The 20656-nt window shown below is 66.7% G+C and carries 20 protein-coding genes; 7 read left to right on the top strand and 13 right to left on the bottom strand.

The window, feature by feature from the left end; all coding sequences use genetic code 11:
- Nucleotides 1–31 precede the first annotated feature (31 nt).
- Both hflC and hflK read right to left on the bottom strand, forming a co-directional pair.
- A complete protein-coding gene (hflC, locus tag ASE79_RS12235; protein WP_235516902.1) occupies nt 32–898 on the bottom strand; it encodes a protease modulator HflC in 867 nt (288 codons plus the stop codon).
- Complete coding sequence (gene hflK, locus ASE79_RS12230) at nt 895–2037, bottom strand: protease modulator HflK (protein ID WP_056416729.1); 1143 nt, start codon at nt 2035–2037, stop codon at nt 895–897. Before hflK ends, hflC begins: the two co-directional genes overlap by 4 nt.
- A gap of 70 nt (nt 2038–2107) precedes the next feature.
- Here hflK and ASE79_RS12225 point away from each other — a divergent pair, with 70 nt between their 5' ends.
- The 5 genes from ASE79_RS12225 to ASE79_RS12205 all read left to right on the top strand — a co-directional run bounded on the left by ASE79_RS12225 (nt 2108) and on the right by ASE79_RS12205 (nt 4899).
- A complete protein-coding gene (locus ASE79_RS12225; protein ID WP_056416726.1) occupies nt 2108–3058 on the top strand; it encodes an Mrp/NBP35 family ATP-binding protein in 951 nt (316 codons plus the stop codon).
- 98 nt (nt 3059–3156) lie between these two features.
- Nucleotides 3157–3588, top strand: coding sequence for a CoA-binding protein (locus ASE79_RS12220; RefSeq protein WP_056416723.1), 432 nt, complete (start codon nt 3157–3159; stop codon nt 3586–3588).
- Between the two features lie 55 nt (nt 3589–3643).
- Nucleotides 3644–3979, top strand: coding sequence for a hypothetical protein (locus ASE79_RS12215; protein WP_056416720.1), 336 nt, complete (start codon nt 3644–3646; stop codon nt 3977–3979).
- A 68-nt stretch (nt 3980–4047) separates the two neighbouring features.
- On the top strand, nt 4048–4419 hold the full coding sequence (locus ASE79_RS12210) for a hypothetical protein (protein ID WP_235516900.1): 372 nt from the start codon (nt 4048–4050) through the stop codon (nt 4417–4419).
- Between the two features lie 15 nt (nt 4420–4434).
- Nucleotides 4435–4899: a hypothetical protein gene (locus ASE79_RS12205; RefSeq protein ID WP_151991748.1), complete on the top strand. Its 465-nt coding sequence runs from the start codon at nt 4435–4437 to the stop codon at nt 4897–4899.
- Nucleotides 4900–5121: 222 nt separating this feature from the next.
- Here the strand turns inward: ASE79_RS12205 and ASE79_RS12200 are convergent, their stop codons facing one another.
- Nucleotides 5122–6411 (bottom strand): homoserine dehydrogenase, encoded by a 1290-nt coding sequence (locus ASE79_RS12200; RefSeq protein WP_056416712.1) that lies wholly within the window; start codon nt 6409–6411, stop codon nt 5122–5124.
- 91 nt (nt 6412–6502) lie between these two features.
- Here ASE79_RS12200 and ASE79_RS12195 point away from each other — a divergent pair, with 91 nt between their 5' ends.
- Entirely contained in the window at nt 6503–9250 is a 2748-nt protein-coding gene (locus tag ASE79_RS12195; RefSeq protein ID WP_056416709.1) for a [protein-PII] uridylyltransferase, read from the top strand.
- A gap of 114 nt (nt 9251–9364) precedes the next feature.
- Here ASE79_RS12195 and ASE79_RS12190 read toward each other — a convergent pair whose 3' ends face one another.
- The 10 genes from ASE79_RS12190 to ASE79_RS12145 form a co-directional block, all read right to left on the bottom strand.
- The gene (locus ASE79_RS12190) at nt 9365–12283 is read right to left on the bottom strand and encodes a TonB-dependent receptor (RefSeq protein WP_056416705.1); all 2919 of its coding nucleotides are present in this window, start codon (nt 12281–12283) and stop codon (nt 9365–9367) included.
- Between the two features lie 435 nt (nt 12284–12718).
- On the bottom strand, nt 12719–13039 hold the full coding sequence (locus ASE79_RS12185) for a DMT family transporter (RefSeq protein WP_056416700.1): 321 nt from the start codon (nt 13037–13039) through the stop codon (nt 12719–12721).
- A 156-nt stretch (nt 13040–13195) separates the two neighbouring features.
- Nucleotides 13196–13768, bottom strand: a complete 573-nt coding sequence (locus ASE79_RS12180) for a hypothetical protein (RefSeq protein WP_200910382.1) — start codon at nt 13766–13768, stop codon at nt 13196–13198.
- Nucleotides 13769–13805: 37 nt separating this feature from the next.
- Nucleotides 13806–14300, bottom strand: coding sequence for an ATPase (locus tag ASE79_RS12175; protein ID WP_056416695.1), 495 nt, complete (start codon nt 14298–14300; stop codon nt 13806–13808).
- Between the two features lie 57 nt (nt 14301–14357).
- Nucleotides 14358–14585, bottom strand: coding sequence for a F0F1 ATP synthase subunit C (locus ASE79_RS12170; RefSeq protein WP_031394300.1), 228 nt, complete (start codon nt 14583–14585; stop codon nt 14358–14360).
- A 40-nt stretch (nt 14586–14625) separates the two neighbouring features.
- A complete protein-coding gene (locus ASE79_RS12165) occupies nt 14626–15384 on the bottom strand; it encodes a F0F1 ATP synthase subunit A (RefSeq protein ID WP_056417298.1) in 759 nt (252 codons plus the stop codon).
- 70 nt (nt 15385–15454) lie between these two features.
- Entirely contained in the window at nt 15455–15775 is a 321-nt protein-coding gene (locus ASE79_RS12160; protein ID WP_055873233.1) for an AtpZ/AtpI family protein, read from the bottom strand.
- Between the two features lie 284 nt (nt 15776–16059).
- Complete coding sequence (locus tag ASE79_RS12155; RefSeq protein ID WP_056416692.1) at nt 16060–16440, bottom strand: YdbL family protein; 381 nt, start codon at nt 16438–16440, stop codon at nt 16060–16062.
- 1 nt (nt 16441) lies between these two features.
- Nucleotides 16442–16618, bottom strand: coding sequence for a YnbE family lipoprotein (locus ASE79_RS12150; RefSeq protein ID WP_082444354.1), 177 nt, complete (start codon nt 16616–16618; stop codon nt 16442–16444).
- Nucleotides 16619–16665: 47 nt separating this feature from the next.
- Nucleotides 16666–19821 (bottom strand): YdbH domain-containing protein, encoded by a 3156-nt coding sequence (locus tag ASE79_RS12145; RefSeq protein WP_082445277.1) that lies wholly within the window; start codon nt 19819–19821, stop codon nt 16666–16668.
- 85 nt (nt 19822–19906) lie between these two features.
- Between ASE79_RS12145 and radC the strand changes: the two genes are divergently transcribed.
- Complete coding sequence (gene radC / locus ASE79_RS12140; protein ID WP_056416686.1) at nt 19907–20611, top strand: RadC family protein; 705 nt, start codon at nt 19907–19909, stop codon at nt 20609–20611.
- Nucleotides 20612–20656 lie beyond the last annotated feature (45 nt).

Below are 20656 nucleotides of genomic sequence, written 5' to 3'. Positions count from 1 at the left end.
AATATGAACGGCGTTCGAAGGTTCCGCAGGCTTAACGCCCGCGGCCCTCGAATTCCCTCAGATAGCTGTTGTTCGGCGAAAGAATGATCGAGGTCGATCCTTCGGGTGCCGCCCCGCCATCCGCGCCGAACGTGTGCCGGTACGACTGCATCGCGCGGTAGAAATCGTAGAAGTCGGCATCCTTGCCGAAGCTCTCGGCATAGATCTTCGCCGAATCCGCGTCGGCCTGCGCGCGGACGATCTGCGCCTGCTTCTGGCCTTCGGCGCGGATCGTGATCGCCTCCTGCTGGCGTGCGCTCGACATGCGCTTGAGCGCGCTTTCGAGCGGCAGGCCGACGGGCAGGTTCGCCTGCTTGATGCGGACGTCGACGATCTCGACGCCGTACTGGCTCGCGACGCGCTGGAGGCCCTTCTGGATGTTGTCCATCAGCTCGGAGCGCTCGGGGCTCAGCAGTTCGACGAAGCGCCGCTTGCCAAGTTCGTTGCGCAGCGCCGAGCCCAGGATCGGGCGCAGCTGATCGGGGATCCGGTCCTCGCTGCCGACCGCGTTACGCATCTTGCGCGGATCGACGATCCGGTAGCGCGCATAGGCGTCGACCTCGAGCCGAAGCTGGTCGGTCGACAGCACGAGCGTGTTGTCGAGTTCGAGATCCTGGACGCGCTTGTCGATCCAGACGATCCGGTCGACGAACGGAATGCGCGCGATCAGCCCCGCGCCGGTCTGGCCGAACGGCGTGTTGGGCTGCCAGGCGTTCACCGTGCGGATCGGCTGGCCGAACCGCAGGATCACCGCCTGCTTCGTCTCGGGGACGATCGCGAAGGTCGATGCGGCCAGGATAACCAGCAGCAGCGCGACGATGCCGGCCACGATCGGGTTGCGGAAACTCACGGCGTTCACTGGGCAGCTCCGGACTGGGGGGCAGCCGTCGCCGCGGCCGGCGCTGGCGTCGCCTGGACAGCCTCTGGGTTCGGCAGGCGCTTGGCATTCGACAACGGCAGGTACGGCACCACCCCGCCCGGCGTCTCGACGATCGTCTTGTCGCTCTTGGCGAGGACCGCCTCCATCGTCTCGTAATACATGCGGCGACGAGTCACCTCGGGGGCGAGCTTATACTGCTCGTACACCTTGTCGAACGACGCGGCCTCGCCCTGCGCGCGCGCCACGACCTGCTGCGCATAGGAGCGCGACTGGTTGAGGTTGGCGATCGCCTCCTGCTGCGCGGCGGTGACGGCGTTGAAGTCCTCTACGATCCGGGCGGGCGCGGCCGCCTGCTTGATTGCGACGCCCTGGATGCGGACTCCCGACTTGTAGTCGTTGAGGATCTGCTGGGTCAGCTCGGCCACGCGCTGTTCGATGACCGTGCGCCCCGTGCCGATCGCCTGGTCGAGCGTGGTGGTCGCGACCACCGCGCGCATCGCGCTCTCGGCGGCCGCGCGGACGGTGTCGTTCGGCTCGGCGAGCTGGAACACGTAATCGCGGGGATCGGCGATGTCCCAGCGGACCGAATAGGCGAGGTCGATGATGTTCTGGTCGCCGGTCAGCGTCAGATTCTCGCCGTCGCCGACGGGGAAATTGTCGGTGCGGATCTTCTGGACGTCGACCACCGTCACGTCGGCGATCGGCGCTGGCATCGTCAGGCGGACGCCCGGGTCGAGCGTGCCGGCATATTTGCCGAAATAGGTGACGACGCCACGCTGCTGCGGGCCGATCTGGTGCACCGAGGTGAACAGGATCCAGACGACCGCGATGATCGCAACGCCGATCGCCCAGAGCGCACGGGCATTGGCGCCCGACGGCATGCCGCCGAAACCGCCATTGCCGCCACCGCCGCCGCCCGACCCACGCGCCTTGCGCAGGAATTCGTCGAGCGCGGTGGGCTTGGCGGCGGGTTTGCGTCCGCCGGGGGGAAGCGCCCATGGATTGCGCGGACCGTTGCCGCCAGTCTTGCCGTCGTCGCCCGAGCCGCCCCAGGGGCCTTTCGGAGTTTCGGTGGCAAGGATATCGGGGCGCTGGAACCAGCGCGAGAAGATCGTCATGCTAACCTTTATAGGTAGGCGGCGGCGGAAAAACAGTGCCAAGCGGCCCCGGCGGCCCTATCTGGCCCCGATGATCGATCTAGAAGCGGTAAAGGCGGCAGTTGCCGCAGTGGCGGGCAAGCGGGCGACCGTCCGGCTCGAAGGGACGCGTGCGGGCATCATCATCGATGCGACCGGGCTCGACCCGCAGGAACGCGATGCGCTGGAAGCGACCGTCCGCATGGCGGCCACTCAGCCCGGCGTCACCGAGGTGCGGATCGCCGTCACTGCCGAACGCTCGACCCGCAGGCTGATCGCGGTCGCCAGCGGCAAGGGTGGCGTCGGCAAGTCGACGTTGGCCGCCAATCTCGCTATCGCGATGTCGCGCGCCGGGCGCCGCGTCGGCCTGGTCGATGCCGATATCTACGGGCCGTCGCAGCCGCGCCTGATGAACGTCGAGGGCACGCGGCCGACCGCCAAGGACAAGGTGCTCGATCCGGTCCCGACGCCGTACGGCGTACCGTTGCTGTCGATGGGGCAGCTCGTCGAGCCGGGCAAGGCGATCGCATGGCGCGGACCAATGGCGGCAGGCGCGCTCGGCCAGCTGGTCGAGGCGGACTGGGGCGCGACCGACACGCTCGTGCTCGATCTGCCACCCGGCACCGGCGACGTGCAGCTGACGATGGTCCAGAAATACCGGCCCGCAGGCGCGGTGATCGTTTCCACCCCGCAGGACCTCGCGCTGATCGACGCGCGCCGGGCGATCGACCTGTTCGAGAAGGCAGGGATTCCGATCATCGGGCTTGTCGAGAACATGGCGGGCTATGTCTGTCCGCATTGCGGCGAGGCGTCGGACCCGTTCGGCAATGGCGGCGCGGAGGCGGCGGCGCGCGAACTGGGCATCCCGTTCCTCGGCCGCGTGCCTTTGAAAATCGGGATCCGCACCGCCTCCGATGCGGGTACGCCGCCCGCGGCGGATCCTGATGATCGCATTTTCATGCCGATTGCGGCTCAGGTCGTCGCATGGCTCGGAAAACTGTGAAACCCGCGGGGCTGATCGACGTTGTCTCATTACCGGTCGTACCCGACGCGTAGAGTTGCGGTACGAGCGGACCAGGTTTCCCCCGATAGGAGGCATCGATGCCGTTGACCGCCGATGCCGACATCAAGGCTCTGCTCGAGAGTGCGCGGACGATCGCGATGATCGGCGCCTCCGATCGCCCCGATCGCGCTTCTTACGGCGTGATGGCCAAGCTCCAGGCGCATGGGTACCGCGTGATCCCGGTCAATCCGCAGATCACCGGTGAGCATGTCCATGGCGAGTTCGTGTTCCGCGACCTCTCGCAACTCGGTGACCCGATCGACATCGTCGACATCTTCCGCAATTCGGCTGCGGCCGGCGACGCGGTCGATCAGGCGATCGCGGCTGGCGCGAAAGCCGTGTGGATGCAGCTCGGGGTGATCAACGAGGACGCGGCGGCGCGTGCCGAGGCGGCCGGACTGAAGGTCGTCATGGACCGCTGCCCCGCGATCGAGATCCCACGGCTGGGCGTCGCCACGATCGGGGAATGACTCTTGCCCCCGCCGACGAACGCGCCCAGTCTGCGCGTCTGTCCGGGAGGCGCTCATGCTCGCGATGCTGTTGTCGATGATGATCGAGGACCCGCTGATGGCCGTCGCGAAGGCTCGGATGGCTGCCGAGCAGACGTGTACCCCGAGCGCTGACGCTACCGATATTACGGTCTGCGGGCTACGGACTGCCGACCGGTTCCGCGTTCCCTTCATCGTCCATGATCCCGGCGATCCGGCGCATGAGAGTCTCCGCGACGAACGCACCCGCCTGCTTCACCGTAGCACGCCGCTTGCCGATCTGAGCCCGTTCCAGGTCGGCGGCGGCATGGCAGGCGTCACCATGACCGTCGGGGGCGGAGGCAGCACTTCGTTCCGCAAGTCTGCGCCCTAAGGATTCCGATCATTCTCGCACCCATCCTGTTCGCGCTGCTCCAGCTGGCCGCAACAAGCCCCGCCCCTGTGCCGCCGCCCGTCCCCGAGCGCTTCTCGATCCTGGTCGACCCGTGCGCCACGCAGACGCAGGACGGCAACGAGGTCGTCGTCTGCGGCACGTCGGCGACCACCACCCCGCGCTTGCCGATGCGAGACGATCGCGGGCCGCCCGACCACCCAGTCGCCTCCAATCCCGAACTGAGCGCGGTCCGCGCGCTGCAACTGGAGAACACGCCCTGTGCGGCCACCCAATGGGGATGCCAGGTCGGCTTCGGACCGCCGATCGCCCCGATCGCGAAGGCGGCGGTCGGGCTGATCAAGAGCGCCCTCGCGAAAAAGCCGGACAAAAGGGGCCGCGTACCGATCGACCTCGATGGCCCGGTCGGCACCGTCAACTAGGGTGAGGCGCTTGCGATGATCCTAATGACACTGATGCTGCAATCCGCGACCGCATCCGCCACCCCGATAGTCGCCCCGCCGCCGCAAAGCTGGTCGATCCTCACCCCGCCTGCCTGCCCCGGTTCGAGCCCGTCCGAGGTCGTCGTCTGCGGTACCAACGGTACCCCCGCGCCGCGCCTCCCGCTCCCCGACGAACGCCTGCCGCAGGATCGCCCGCGCCAGCCCACCGGCGATCCGCGCGCGGCGCTCGACAATGCCGGCCCCGTCTGCCCGCCGGGTGGCTGCACCGGGGTCGACCTGCTGACCGTCCCGGTCGTGCTGATCCGCGGTATCGGCGCGCTGATCGATCCGCATAGCTGTTGCGAGAATGGCGAAGGGAAGGATCCGATGGCGCTGCTCCGCGACGTCGGGCGGAAATTCCGGAAGAAGCCGGACAAGGCGAACCGAGTTCCGATCGTGCTGGACGAGCCGGTTAGGTAAGTTCGTCCTTCCATGTTTCCCCGCGAAGGCGGGGACCCAGACTGGGCTCCCGCCTTCGCGGGAGAACAAGCGGGAGGCTGCGTTACTGTCCTCCACCCCGGCGAAGGCCGGGGCCTAATTGGTGTGGACGCAGTAACGACGCGTGCCCTTCGTTAGTACCGTCCCCCAATTGGGCCCCGGCCTTCGCCGGGGTGGCGGCCATGAAAGAAGCCGCACACGGCCTCAATCCAGGATATGCATCCACATCGGCTGCCCGACGAGGCTCTGCGACCCGCGCAACTTCTCCAGCGCCTGCGCGATCGAACGTTCGGGGCTTTCGTGCGTGACGATCGCCACCAGCACGCTGCCATCCGAAATCGCACCGCGCTGGATCAGGCTCTCGATCGACACGCCTGCATCGCGCATCGCCGCCGCGATCTCCGCGAGCACGCCGACGCGGTCCGCCACGGTGAAGCGCAGATAGGCACGTCCCCGCCGTTCGCCGCTGTCCGCCTTGGGCGCGGCCGACAGCGAGGCGACCGGCATCGCGAACGGAGGCCCGAACTCACCGCGCGCGATGTCGATCAGGTCGGCGACCACCGCGCTCGCCGTCGGGCCATCGCCCGCGCCAGCGCCCTGGAACAGCAGCCGGCCGACGAAGTTGCCCTCGGCCACCACGGCATTGAGCGATCCGGTGACGTTCGCGAGCGGATGATCGATCGGCACGAGATGCGGATGGACGCGCTGGAACAAGCCGTCCGTCCCCGCTTCCGCCAGCCCCAGCAGCCGCACGCGGTAGCCGAGCGCCGCCGCCTCGGCGATGTCCGCGCCCAGTAGGTGCCGGATGCCGCTGATCGCGACGTCGTCGAACGCCGGCTGCGTCCCGAACGCGACCGCCGCCAGGATCGACAGCTTGTGCGCCGCATCGACGCCATCGATGTCGAAGCTCGGATCGGATTCGGCAAACCCCAGCGCCTGCGCTTCGGCGAGCACCTCGGCGAAATCGCGGCCTTCCGATTCCATCTTCGACAGGATGAAATTGCAGGTGCCGTTGAGGATGCCGTAGACGCGCGCAATCTCGTTCGCCGCGGCGCCTTCGCGCAGGCCCTTGATGACCGGGATGCCGCCGGCGACCGCCGCCTCGAACTTCAGCGCGACCCCCGCGGCTTCGGCCGCCTGCGCCAGCTCAAGCCCGTGATGCGCGATCATCGCCTTGTTCGCGGTGACGAAATGGCGTCCCGCCGCCAGCGTGCTGCGCGCCAGCGTCAGCGCCGGGCCGTCCGACCCGCCGATCAGCTCGACCACCACGTCGGCGCCCGGCTGCTTGGCCAGCGCAGTCGTGTCGTCGACCCACGCGAACCGCGACAGATCGACGCCGCGATCCTTGCCGCGATCGCGCGCGGAGACCGCGACGATCTCGATCTCGCGCCCGGCCCGCCGCGCAATCAATTCGCGGTTCGCATCCAGCAATCGGATCACACCGCCGCCGACGGTCCCGAGCCCGGCAAGGGCCACACGCAATGGTTCGCTCATTTTCGTCCTCCACTCGCGCGTCCGGTTACGTTTCGCGGGCAGTTTGCGCAATCCTGATGACGCATGGCACTGCGCACCCTATCTGGGCGCAATGTCCGGCCGCTTCGATCACCTCCCCAACCGTCGCACGATCATCGATCGCCGCGCCGTCGCCGAAACCATCGCAGCGCTGGAGGGCGTCGATCCCACCGCGCTGCGCCGCGACGCGACCATGTTGCTGAAGGCGGCCCTCGAGAAAGGCCGGATCGAGGTCGAGCGCCGCCTCGTCGAACATCCGTCGCGTGGGCTCGAAGCGTCGAGCGCGCAGGCCTATCTGATCGACCAGCTGCTGCGTATCCTGTTCGATTTCACCACGCACAGGCTCTACCCGCTCCCCAATCCCACCGCCGGGGAGCGGCTCACGCTGATCGCGGTCGGCGGCTATGGCCGGGCCGAAATGGCGCCGCATTCCGATGTCGATATCGGCTTCCTGACGCCCGGCAAGCAGACGCCCTGGGCCGAGCGCGTGATCGAATCGATGCTGTACGCGCTGTGGGATCTCGGGCTGAAGCTCGGCCAGTCCAGCCGCTCGCTCGACGAGATGGTGCGCCAGGCCAAGGCCGACGTCACCGTACGCACCGCGCTGCTCGAGGCGCGGTTCGTCTGCGGCGACACCGAGCTGTACGAACAGGCCTCGCACCGGTTCAAAACCGAGGTCCAGGCCGACACCGCGCGCACCTTCATCGCCGACAAGCTCGCCGAACGCGACGCGCGCCACCGCAAGATGGGCGACACGCGCTACGTCGTCGAGCCCAACGTCAAGGAGGGCAAGGGCGGCCTGCGCGATCTCCACGCGCTGTTCTGGATCGGCAAATATATCTACGACGTCCAGCGCGCCGCCGAACTGGTCGAGGTCGGGCTGTTCACCAAGGCCGAATATCGCCTGTTCCACCGCGCCGACAACTTCTTCCAGGCGGTGCGCTGTCATCTGCACAGCATCACCGGCCGCGCCGAGGATCGCCTCACCTTCGACCTGCAACGCGAGATCGCCGACCGGATGCGGTTCTCCGATCGCCCGGGCAAGTCGAAGGTCGAGCGGTTCATGCAGTTCTATTTCCTGCAGGCCAAGACCGTCGGCACGCTCAGCGGCGTCTTCCTCGCGCATCTCGACGAGAAGTTCGCCGCGCGCGGACGGCGCTTCGGCCTGCCGACTATCCGCCGCTCCCCGCGCAAGCTCAACGGCTTCGTGCTCGATCGCGGTCGGCTCGCGCTGCCGAGCGACGACTATTTCCAGGCCGATCCCGAACGCCTGATCGAGATCTTCCAGCTTGCCGACAAGCATGGCGTCGAGATCCACCCGCTCGCGATGCGCGCCGCCGCGCGCGACGCAAAGCTGGTCGACGACGTCCGCACCAGTCCGACCGCCAACGCGCTGTTCCTCGACGTGCTGACGTCCCCGCGCGATCCCGAACTCGTGCTGCGCTGGATGAACGAAGCGGGGGTGTTCGGCCGGTTCGTGCCCGATTTCGCGCGCGTGGTCGCGCAGATGCAGTTCGACATGTACCATCACTACACCGTCGACGAGCACACCATCCGCGCGATCGGCCTGCTCGCGCGGATCGAGAATGGCGTGCTGAAGGAGGATCATCCGCTCGCCAGCGCGATCTTCGAACAGATCGTGTCGCGCCGCGCGCTGTACGTCGCGGTGCTGCTGCACGACATCGCCAAGGGCCGTGGCGGCGATCATTCGATCCTGGGCGCCGAGGTCGCACAGCGGCTGTGCCCGCGCTTCGGGTTGACGCCGGCGGAAACTGAAACGGTCGCCTGGCTGGTTCGCTGGCACCTGCTGATGTCCGCGACCGCGTTCAAGCGCGACCTCAGCGACTTCAAGACGATCCTCGATTTCTGCGACGTTGTGCAGAGCCCGGAGCGGCTGCGGCTGCTCCTGACGCTCACGATCGTCGATATCCGCGCGGTTGGTCCGGGCGTGTGGAACGGCTGGAAACGCCAGCTGCTCGGCGATCTGTACGAAGCCGCGGAAGAGGTCCTCCGACTGGGTCACAAGCAGAAGGGTCGCGCCGAGCGGATCGCCGCCAAGCAAGACCATCTGCGCGACGCGCTCGGCTGGGACGCGGAGTCGTTTGCCACGCTCGTCCACCGCCTGCCCGAAGCCTATTGGATCGCCGAGCCCGAGGACGTGCTCGCGCACAATGCGCGCTTTCTCGCGACCACGTTCGATGCGCAGCTCGCGATCGACGCGCATGTCTATCCGGGGCGCGGCGCGACGCTGGTGACGATCTACGCGGCGGATCATCCGGGGCTGTTCTACCGTATCGCCGGCGCGATCCACGTCGCGGGGGGCAACATCATCGACGCGCGCATCCACACGACGCGCGACGGGATGGCGGTCGACAACTTCCTCGTCCAGGATCCGTTCGGGCGGCCGTTCGATGAATCGGGCCAGCTGTCGCGGCTGAAGACCGCGATCGAGGATGCGCTGGCCAACCGCGGCAAACTGGCCGACCGGCTGGTCGCCAAACCCCTGCCCCGCACGCGCGCGGAGGCGTTCGACATCGTTCCCAACGCGCTCGTCGACAACAAGGCGTCGAACCGCTTCACCGTGGTCGAGGTCAACGCGCGCGACCGGCCCGCGCTGCTCAATCAGCTCGCCAACGCGCTGTTCCAGTCGAAGGTGACGATCCATTCCGCGCATGTCGCCACCTATGGCGAGCGCGCGGTCGATACGTTCTACATCACTGACCTGACGGGCGACCGGATCACCCAGCCTGCGCGATTGAAGACGCTGGAGCGGCGATTGCTCGCGGCGGCAGCGGGCGAGGATATCGACCTCGCGGCGTAGCGATCACTGCGCATCCTCCGTCGTCCCCGCGCCGTCGGGAATGACGCGGCGCAGGACACGAAAAAGCCGGCCCGCAGAGACCTGCGAGCCGGCTTTTCCCGTTAGGCTACCCGATCAGAAGCGCGAGCGCAGCGTCAGGCCGTAGGTGCGCGGCTCGGCGAGGAAGGCCGAGTAGAGCGCGTTGCCGGTGCCGCCATAGGCTGCGACGTTGGCCGACGACCCAGCACCCTGGAACGGCGTGTTGAACGCGACCTGGATGTAGTTCTTGTTGAACACATTCTGTGCCCAGAACTCGAGTGCCCAGATCTGGTCCTTGCCGCGCAGACCGACGCGGGCGTTGACCACCGCAAAGCCATCCTGCTTCTTCTCCGGCGCCAGATCCGACCCGGTGTTATAGTCCGACGACAGGCGGCTATCGACGTAGAACAAGCCCGACAGGCCGTTCTTGCCGATGTCCGGCGTCCACGCGAACGACGTGGTCACGACGTTCTTCGGGGCGTTCGACAACTGGCTTCCCGGGAGCAGGAAGAGAGCGCGGTCGAGCGCCTCGCCGGTAGTCGAGCTGCCGACCAGGTTCTTGCGGGCAAACGTGTCGGCATAGGTGTAGCCTGCGGTGAAGGTGACCTGCTTGATCGGCGACATCGTCGCTTCGAGCTCGACACCCTGCGAGATCACGCCTGCCTTCTTCGCCCGGTTCGGGGCGCAGGTGCCGGTCTGCGCACCGGTGACGGGGTTGAAGCCGTTATCGCTGTCGAGACCGTTGAGGTTGTCCTTGCAGCCCTGGACGTTCTGCACGACGAAGATCGAGCCGTTGAACGTGTTGAGCTGGAAGTCGGTGAATTCCTGGCGGAACGCAGCGACGTTCAAGGTAAACTGGCGCGTGTTGAACTTCGCCCCGATCTCGTAATTGTTCACCTTCTCGGCGTTGAAGCGCAGGCCAGCCGCATCGGCGTTGCTGCGCGCCGAGAGCACGCCGTTGACGCCGCCCAGATCGGACCGGTCGAGATTGTAGCCGCCCGCCTTGTAGCCCTTGGCATAGGAGGCATAGGTCAGCAGCTTGGTGAACGGCTTCCACGAGAGGACCGCCGTGCCGGTGAATTCGCCGTCACCAAAGCTGTCGTTGAGGTTCAACCCGTTCAGCGCGGTGCTCGAATTGCCCGTGCAGGTCAGCGTAACGATGCCCTGTGCGAACGCCGTCGCGCCGCTCTGAGTCCGGGTCAGGGGCGCGAGCGCTGCCTGCTGGATCGGGCAGACGCTGTTGTTGTTGTTGAACTTGGCGTTGAATTTCTTCGTTTCGTGCGTGTAGCGAAGACCGCCCGTCAGCGACAATTTGTCGGTCAGGTGGAGAATGTTGTGCGTGAAGAACGCGTAGTTCTCGCTCTTCTGCCGGTAGATCGAGCCCGAATCGCCCACGTTGTTCACGCCGCCGCCAAGCCCCGGACCACCCGTCAGCCGATCGAGTGCCGAGGTGATCAGCCCACCCGCCGCGCCGAACGCACCGGTGATCGTCGCGCGGCCAATGGTGCTCATGCAACCCGGATTGTTCTGGTTCTGCAGCGCCACGTTGGGGCTGACCGTCGCGACGAGGCGGCAAGCCGCGAACTGGCCGTATTGCGAGCCGAACACCGCATTGTCGACGAGCTTCAGATTCTCCTTCGAATAGAAGCCGCCGACGAGCCAATCGAGCTTGTCGTTGAACAGCGAGCCCTGCAGTCGCGCTTCCTGCGTGAAGGTGTGGAACTGGCGATACGCGTTGCCGTCGTCGGCGCGGTGGGTCAGATCGATGTTGGTATAGTCGATGTCGCTCGCATTGCCCGACTTATACTCGCGGTACGCGGTGATCGAGGTGAAGGTCGCGCCGCCCAGATCCCAGTCGGCCTGCACCGAGCCGCCATAATCCTTGGTCGTGTTGCGATAGGTCTGGCCCGGAGTCACCGCGACCTGGCGGCTGAACGGATCAGCCTTGTTGCCCGCGAGCGGGAACACCGCACCCTGACGACGCAGGATATCGACGATGCGGTTGCTCGCATTGTTTGTGACCGCGCCGTCGGCGTTGACGGTGCCGAAGAACGGCGCGACGCCAGCGGTATTCGCCGTGGGATCGGTCGTCTCGACCTGGCTGTAATAGACCGCGCCGCAGCAGCTTTCCTTGCGATGCGAATAATCGCCGATCACGCGGAAGCTCAGCTGGGAAGTCGGATTGAACAGCAGCTGGCCGCGAACGAAATAGCGATCGCGGTCGTTGATGCGGCTTTCGGTGCCGTTGGCGGCGGTGACGTTCTTGTAGAAACCGTCGCGCTTCACATAGACGCCGTCGACACGGAAGGCGAGCTTCTCGGCGATCAGCGGTCCGGTGATGCCCGCTGCGATGCGCTTCTGATCGTAATTGCCATAGGTCGCCTCGGCATTGCCGTGCCAATCGAACTCGGGCGAGCGCGTGATGATGTTGATCAGGCCTGCCGACGCGTTGCGCCCGAACAGCGTTCCCTGCGGACCGCGCAGCACCTCGACCCGGTCGATCTCGCCGAGTTCGTTGAGGCCGACGCCGGTGCGGCTGCGATAGACACCGTCGATGAACACCGCGACCGAGCTCTCGAGGCCGGGATTGTCGCCGACCGTACCGATACCGCGAATACGCGCCGACGCGTTCGATTCATTGCCCGTCGACGAGATCAGCAGCGACGGCGCGAGCTGGTTGAGCGAGCGAATGTCGCTGCCGCCGGAATTCTGGAGCGCGGCCTGACCGACCGCGGATACCGCGATGGGTACGTTCGACAGACGCTCCGAACGGCGGGTCGCGGTGATCACGATGTCGCTCGAGTTGCCGGTCTCGCTAACTGCGCTGGCAGCACTGGCTGCGCGCGTCGTGTCGGCGTCCGTCGCTGCGTTGGTCTGGCCATCCACCGATGCATTCGCCGTCCCCTGCGACGGCGTGGTCTGCGCCTCGACGGTCGAGGTCGCCTGCTGCGCAAAGACCGGCGTGACGAGCGTCGTGGTTGCTGCTGCGGACAACAGATATGCGATCATGCGCATCGGCGTTCTCTCCTGAGTGTTCGAACTTTTCGAACTTATGGTTTGGACGTTAGGTAGAGGCCTTCTGTTGTTGGCGTCTAGCAATTTCCGCAAACGGAAACCGATTTTTGAACATTGTGTCTCAAAACCGCCACAGAGTGACAGGCAGCAAACCCTAGTTTCAAATCACAACTGGTTTGACGGGATTGTCGTAAGCCGGTGCGGCGGCTGGAAGCACCCCGCGAGGACGTGCGAGCGTAGCAATGTGACGGAGCAGACAGGCCGCCGCCACTACGCGCAGGAACTCTTCAAGGCATTCGTCCGCCCAGGGGCTGCAGAGCAGGCCTAGCAGCCTCATAGGGGCGCCTCGCGCACGCCACACAGCACTAAGCGCCCCCCGCGGGCGCGGGGGGCGCTAGGCACGATCAGACTATTAGAGAGCGGCGCGCCGCCGGGTCAGGCCTGCGCGAAGACCTTTGTTCCGACGATCCCGACGACGGTGAGCGCCATGAAGCAGGCCTGGATACCGCTGACCTTGTCACCGAAGAGCAGGACGCCGCCGATGATGACTCCGATCGCGCCGGCCCCCGTCCAGATGGCATAGGCCGTGCCCGCAGGCAGGCCGCGCATTGCCAGCGCAAGCAGGCCCATGTTGACGAAGCTCAGGATGATCGGGACGCTCGATGCCTGCCACGTGGCGATGGTGGCCGCCCATTTCAGGCTGAGCGCCCAACAGATTTCAGTGACGACGGCGACCGCGAGGATGAGCCAGGACATGATTCTTCTCCAACGGGCTCAGATTGGAGACTCGGCCGCCGGAAACCCGGGAAGAGACGGCCGTCAAACATGTTTGCGTGGGAGGGACACATGCCCTCACCGTCCCACTGCTTTGCAGCGGGCCCCTTCCTCTCCCCCGAGGGGAGAGGAGAAGACTTAGTTCAGGCGGGCCAGGCCCGAGATCGAGCGGTCGACCATCAGGCGGTCGGCGGCGGCGTCGTGGTGTTCCGCAATCAGGATACCAGCAGCCTTGGCGGCGGCATCGGCTGCGCGGGCGCGGACTTCGGCGATCGCAGCGCGCTCGGCAGCGGCGATCTTGTCCTCGGCCATCTTCGCGCGGCGAGTCATCAGGTCTTCGGCACCAGCCTTGGCCTTTGCGATGATCGCGGCGGCCTCGTGATGTGCATGCGCCTTCATAGCCTCGGCCTCCGCGTGCGCGGTCTTGGCCTTTGCTTCATACTCGGTGCGGATCGCCTCGGCTTCGGCACGGAGCGCCTTGGCCTCGTCGAGCTGCGTACGGATACCGGCGATGCGCGCGTCGAGCATCTTGCCGATCATCCCCGGAACCTTCTTCCAGATCATCAGCACGATCACGATGATCATCGCCACCGCGACCCAGCCGGTCGAGGTCAGGCCGAGCGCGGTAGGATCGGCGACATGCTCGACGCCGCCGGGTGCAGTCGTGTGACCCTGGATGCCCTGGTTGTCGATCGCACCTTCGGGCGCCATGCCCTCCTCGTGGATCACCTTGGCTGCTGCGTCGGGATTAGCCATGCGCCGTCGTCCTGCGTACCGCGTCACTCGCCGCATCCAGGCTGACCTGGAGTCCGGCGACCTTGGCGGCCAATTGCTGTGCTGCTTCGGCGACGACGCCCTGAAGGTTCGAGAGTGCCTCGGCCTTCGCGTTCGCGACCGCGAGATCGTGATGACCCAGACGCTCGGCGAGCTCGGCGTCGGCGGCATGCACCTGCTGCTCGAACGCCATCGCCGCACGCTTTGCCGCCGCGGCGGTTTCGGCATGGGCTGCGGCGCGCGCCGCGTCCATTTCGGCCTGCCAGTTCGCCTGGACCGTATCGGCCTGCGCACGGGCAGCGACCGCCGCCGCCAGATCACCGGCGATTCGGCCTTCGCGCGAGTCCACGTTGGACACGATCTTGGGCACCATTCCCTTGCCGATCCCGAAATACAGGATGCCGAAGGTGAGCAGCAGCCAGAAGATCTGCGAGGCGTAGGTAGCGGCTATCTGGGCAATCTGGGGCATTGGTCTGTCCTGCGTTAATCCGGCCGGGCGCGGTTGCCCGGCCAAATCACCGAGTGGTTAGGCGACGAACACCAGGATGATCATGGTGACGAAGGCGAGCAGGCCGAGAAGCTCGGCTGCTGCGAAACCGATGAACAGACGGCCCTGCTGGCTGTCGGCTGCGCCCGGGTTGCGGAGAGCGCCGGCGAGGAACTGAGCGAACACGTTGCCCACGCCGAGTGCGGCGAGGCCCATGCCGATCGCTGCGAGGCCGGCGCCGATCATCTTTGCTGCGTTGACGTCCATGATAAATTCCCTTTGAAAATTAGGTAGGTAAACGGAAAACTTAGTGAAGGTTGACGGCGTCGTTCAGATAGACCGACGTCAGCAACGCGAACACATAGGCCTGGATCGCGGCGACCAGCAGCTCGAGCAGCGTGATGCCGATCATCAGCAGCATGCTCGGCGCGGTCACCAGACCGATGTACATCCCGCCGAGGTTCAGGCCATTGATCACGAACGCGGCCAGCACCTTGAGCAGGATATGGCCCGCGGTCATCGCCACGAACAGTCGCAGACCGAGCGAGAAAGGACGCACCAGGAACGACATCAGCTCGACCACGAAGATCAGCGGGATCATCAGCGCGGGCGTGCCGCTCGGCACGAACAGCGAGAAGAAGTGGAAGCCATGCTTGCCGAAGCCGACGATCAGGACGATCGCAAAGCTGATCAGCGCGAGCACGCCGGTCACCGTCATGTGGCTGGTCACCGTGAACGGGTGGACGCCGGGGACGATGCCGAACGGCAGCAGGCCGATGATGTTGGCGAACAGGATGAACATGAACAGCGAGAAGACATAGGGCACGAAGCGCTTGCCGCCGGGGCCGACATTCTGCTCGAGCATGCCCGAGATGAAGCCGGTAAAGCCCTCGACCGCCATCTGCCACCGGCCGGGAACGAGCTCGCGCTTCATCCCGCCGATCATGAACGCCCACAATGCGACCAGCGTCACCACCATCCACAATGCGGAATTGGTGAAGGACAGGTCGTAACCACCTACGATCCAGTGCGAGCCGAACGCCGGCTCGATCAGGAACTGGTGCATCGGATCGATCTTGCCGCCCTGTTCTGCCGCCACGTGGAATCCCTGCCGTCTTGATACGACAAACGCCCGGTTACTCCGGGCGTTCGCCTGAAATTCGAATGATCTGCCTGAACGCGACCGCTATCCCGAGGAACAGCAACACGATCAGTCCCCAAGGGCCAGTACCGAACCAGCGGTCTATCAACCAGCCGATCAGCGCACTGCCGACGAGACTCCCGATCAGGGCGGAAATGACGCGATTGCCTTGCGAGTATCCCCGCTCGGCGTCCGCCCCCTTCTGCCCCTTAGCGAGCGTCTCCCGAGCCTTGACCTCTCTCAATCGCTCATCGAGCGCGGAAAGTCGCGGATCGTCAACACCCTGGGGGTCCTGTCCGGGTTCGATCTCCGCCACGCACGTTCCTCCACCTGATTTCGCATCGGGGAGGAAGCAAGCAGCGACGAGCGATCCCGCCAAGGCGCGGTCCGTTTAGAAAAGGGGGGGGTGCAAGTCAACCGGTGTGACAGGGGCGTCATCAATCGGGCTTTTGGAGGCGCCCCGCTTCCCACCTCCCCGGCGAAGGCCGGGTCCAGCCGGGAAGGCCATGGTAACGAAGAACCGCCCTAAACTATCAACCGCTCCCAACTGGACCCCGGCCTTCGCCGGGGAGGTGCCCCTGTTGCGACTCCCGCCGACTGTCAGACGCAGCGCGAATCACGCTCCGGGGCGGCCGCCGTGCGGGTCTTCCAGACACCACCCGGCGTCTTGTACTTCTCGCCGGCGTTGGTCTGCAGGATCAGGTTGCAGCCGCTGGTGAACGCCAGCTGCTCGACCGTTGCGCCGCTCGCCTGCGCCTTTTGCGTGTACGCCGACTTGCGCTGGATATTGATGTTGTTGACCAGCGCGCGCAGGTCGCCGCTCGCCGCACCGACTAGGCCGAGATAGCCGTCAGGCTGTTCGCCGACCTCGCCGCCCGCGCGCGCCGCGGCATAGGCCGGGTCGCGCTGCGCCGAGGCGGCCACCGAAAGGCCGCCGAGAGCCACCGCTGCGGCAACCATCATCATGACCTTGGTCTTCATCTTAGAATATCCCTGGATTCTGCTGGATCAGCGACTTCGCCTCGCCATCGAGACGATAGACCACTTCCTGCGTCACGTTGATGTTGAGGTTGATCTCGATCGGCTTGTCGGGGGCCGACACGTTGATGCAGCCCGGCAGGGCGGCGGTCAGCCCGATAATCGCGATCGTCCTCGTCATCATCCGCAAGATCGGCCTTTGCTCCAGCTTCTTCAATCCTGTTTCGGTCATGGCACAATACTGCTTTCCGGGGCCTGAATGGTGGGGGGTTTCGGAGGCGGCGGCGCGGCTTGCTGCTGGAGCAACGCGGGCAGGTTGCGCTGGATCAGCCGCTTGGGATCATAGAAGCTCTGTGCCGAATCGAGCAGCCCGCGGAACGGCGCCTTGATGCGGATATTGAACACGAATGGCAGCTTCTGCAGGCGGCGGACGATGAAGTTCGACTTCGCGCCCTCGCCCTGGCTGATCCCGGCGAAGCGCACGTCGGTGACCATCTCGCCCGCCAGCGGGCCGTTCATGCCAACTCGCAGCGACTGGTAGCGCAGCGACTTGAGCGCCTGGAACGCGATGTTCGCCCAGATGCCGAGATCCTTCTGGCTCAGATCGCCGACATAGGCGAGCGTCCCGCCGCCCGGCCGCACGCGCAGGTCGCCGCCCTCGATCCGGCCGCCGGTCTCGTCGAAGATCATCGGCAGCACGCCGTCGAAGATGCCGGTCGCGTCGAGATTCTTGAAATCGAACTGCTGGAGGAACTGGTCGGCGGCCATGTTGGCGACGTGGAACGTCATCCGCCGCTCGGACGCCGCGGAGAAATCGAGCAGCGTCGGGTCGAGCGTCAGCGATCCGCCCGCGAACGGCCACGCGCCGCCCTCGACCTGCACGCGCGCGCCGGGCAGCGTCTGGTAGCGGATCGTGCCGTCGGTGACGGGGATGCCCGGGTTGAGCGTGCGGATCGTCGCCACCTGCCCCGGCGCGCTCTGCAGATTGAGCAGGTCGGTGAAGCGGATCTCGGTCGCGATGCCGGTGACCGGGCCGAACGCGGCGGCGAGGTCGGTGCCGGCGGTGCGGAACACGCCGTTGCTCGTCACGCCATCGGGGTTCCAGACGATGTGCCCCTCGCCGCTGACGGATCCGTTGACGTCGGCGATCACGCCGAAGGTCAGCGGGGTGAGCGCGTCGGGTTGCAGCCTGTCCTTGGCGAACGCGATTCCGGGGACGGCGAGGTCGGCCTTGCCCGCCCCTGCCCCGAGCGCGTGGGTGAGCGTGACGTCGGCGACCTTGGTGTTCGTCGTCGGCTCGAACAGCGTGCCCGCCGCGGTGATCGTGCCGTTGACCAGCGCGAGCGTCACGGTGCGCGCGGCGAGCGGCTTGAACCGCGGGGTCGGCGCGGCATCGGACACGCCCATCGCGCCGGTGAGGTTGAGTGCGCCGCCGACCAACGTCCAGTCGCCGGTCGCGTCGCCGAGCAGCAGCGGCACGTTGGCGATCTGCCCCGCGCCGCCGGTAAACGCGCCCGCCAGCCCCTTCGGGGTCATCCGGCCGGTGACGGTGCCGAAGTCGAGTCGCGTGACTCGCTCGGGCGCACCGATCCGCGTCTGCACGCGCTCGATCGCAAACCCGCGATCGGCGAGCCGCACGGTTGCTCCAGCGGTCGCGAGCGTGATCGGGGTGGTGCCGAGCCGTCCGGTCAGGCGTGCCGCCGCAATCCGGGCGCCGCCGCCGATCCGCGTACCCTTCACCTGCACCAGCGCGCCATCGACCGGGCACAAGGTCAGTCGCGACAGGTCGAGCACCAGTCCGGATAGCGCGAACCGCTGCACCGCCAGGGGCGTGCAACCGGTGTTGACGACCAGTCGGCCGCGACCGTCCCACAGCGCGGCAACCGGCATCGCCAGACCATCGACCCGGTTGGCGGATCCGCCGCCGCCGATCGGCCCCGAAAGCGTCACGCGCGTCGCGATCGACGTCGCGCCGCCCGGAGTCGCGCTGAAGGAGACGGGGGTCAGCGCCAGACGCGCGGCCCCCGCCACATAGGGCGCGATGGTGGCCACACCGCGGATCGCCGCACCGGGTTTCGCCTGCGCGAGCGACACGCGCGCCTCGGGCAAGCCGCCGCCGCGCATCGCGAGGTTCGTGTCGAGCCGCACGCTGCCCTTCGGCCAGTCCAGCGCGACCCCGCTCCCGCCGCCGAGCGCCACGCGCGCACCGCTGGCAGACGCGAGCGCGAGACGGGACAGCAAAGCCTTGCCGCGGCCGCCCTCGATCTGCACGCGCACGTCGGCATCCGCCGCAAACCCGCGACCTGCCTTCTGTATCGCCTGCGCCGCTGCGGCCGCCAAGGGTGCAACGGGCGTCCCCGCGGCCGCGCCGCCGATCCCCGTCAGTCCAGCGAGTCGTTTTTGCGCCACGGCGGCACCGCTCGCCTGGACGCGCCCGTCGAACGCGATCTGCTTGCCGATCCGGTAGGCGCCCGCAACCGAAACCCGTCGCGCGCCGCCCTCGAGGGTGCGCACGGTATCCGCGGCCATGTCTACCTTCCCTGCGGTGGCCGCCGCGCTTCCGGTGAAAGCGATCGTGCCGCTCGCGCCCGCCAAGGTGCCGCCCGGCGTCCGTGCCGCGCCCGTCTTGAGCGTCGCCTTGCCCTGCCAGCGGTCGAGCGCCGCGGAGAGGCCGACGTCGAGGTCTGCCACCAGCCGGTCGACTCGCGTCGTGCCGCAGGCGAGCCGTGACACGCGCACCGGCCCCGTGACGGTCGGCTTGGCGGCGTCGATCCGCAGTTTGACGGTCGCCGCGAGCCGGTCGATCGCGCACCCGCCGATATCGAGTCGCTCGCTGATCGCCGCGAGCGTGCCGCGAAACCCGTCGTCGAGCTTGCCCGACCCGGCCAGCTTCAGCCCGACGATCCCTTGCGGAGTCTCGAGCCGCATCCGCCCGTCGGCGACCGACACGTCGAGCGCGGGCAGCGCAAACGGCTTGCCCGACGACGGCGGCAGCAATTTGTCGATCGCGCCGAGCGAGACTTTCCCGTTAATTAGCCGACCGCGCAGCCGTACCTTCCCCGCGCGCACGCCTTCCAGATAGGGGCCAAGCAAGCCGATGCCCGTGCGGGTCTCGACCCAGTCGGCGACGAGATCGGGATGCTCAGGATCGCCGATAACGACATTGGTCAACCGCTGGCCGCCCAGCGCGAGGTCGGCGATGGCGTAGCGCGCCGGCACGCCGGCCTTGGCGAGCTCGCGGTCGATGAACCCTTCGGCGATCGGCTTGCGCCCCAGCCACAAGACGAACAGCCCGGCGAGAAGAAGCAGCGCGATCACGAGCGCGACGCGGCGGGCAGTCGCAGGACGGCGAGGGTTGCCCCCTGTCTCGCTCGTCTCGCTCACCCACGCACTCCGCTACAGTCGAAGCCCTGCATAGGCGGGTGCAGGGGCGTCATGCAATTGCGCAGCGATGTGCTAGCATCGCGCCATGGCCGAACCGGACGACGACGCCGCTGCCCTGGGGAATGATCTTAAGGGTCATCGCGGACGCTTGCGCAAACGGCTGTTCGACGGCGGGGGCGATGCGCTGCTCGACCATGAACTCATCGAGTATCTGCTCGCGATCGCGATTCCGCGCGGCGATACCAAGGCGCTCGCCAAGGCGCTGATGCGCGAGTTCGGCGGGATCGGCGGGGTGCTCACCGCGGATGCCGAGGCGCTCGGCCGCGTGAAGGGGATGGGCGAGATCTCGACCGCGGCGATCAAAATCGCGCACGCCGCCGCGATCCGCCTGCTGCAATCGCAGGTCAGCGACCGCCCGGTGCTCGCCAACTGGCAGGCACTGCTCGATTATCTCCGCGCGGACATGGCGCACCACGCGATCGAGCGGTTCCGGGTACTGCACCTCAACACGAAGAACATGCTGATTCGCGACGAGGTCATGAGCAAGGGCTCGATCGATCAGGCCGCGGTCTATGTCCGCGAGGTCATCCGCCGCGCGATCGATCTCGGCTCGGCTTCGATCATCCTTGTCCACAATCACCCGAGCGGCGACCCCTCCCCGAGCCGCGCCGATATCGAGATCACGCGCACGATCGCCGAGGCGGGCAAGCGGCTCGGGATCACGGTCCATGACCATATCGTCATGGGAACCGCCGGCCATGTCAGCCTGCGTGCGCAAGGCTTGATCTGACGGCGGCCGGGCCTTTTTACGTGCTCCGTCGTTGTCGCTGCGAAG

The sequence above is a fragment of the Sphingomonas sp. Leaf28 genome (genome assembly GCF_001421685.1).
GTDB classification, from domain to species: Bacteria; Pseudomonadota; Alphaproteobacteria; order Sphingomonadales; family Sphingomonadaceae; genus Sphingomonas; species Sphingomonas aurantiaca.
Note: the sequence above shows the minus strand (reverse complement) of the source record. Positions and strands in the feature narration are given on the sequence as shown.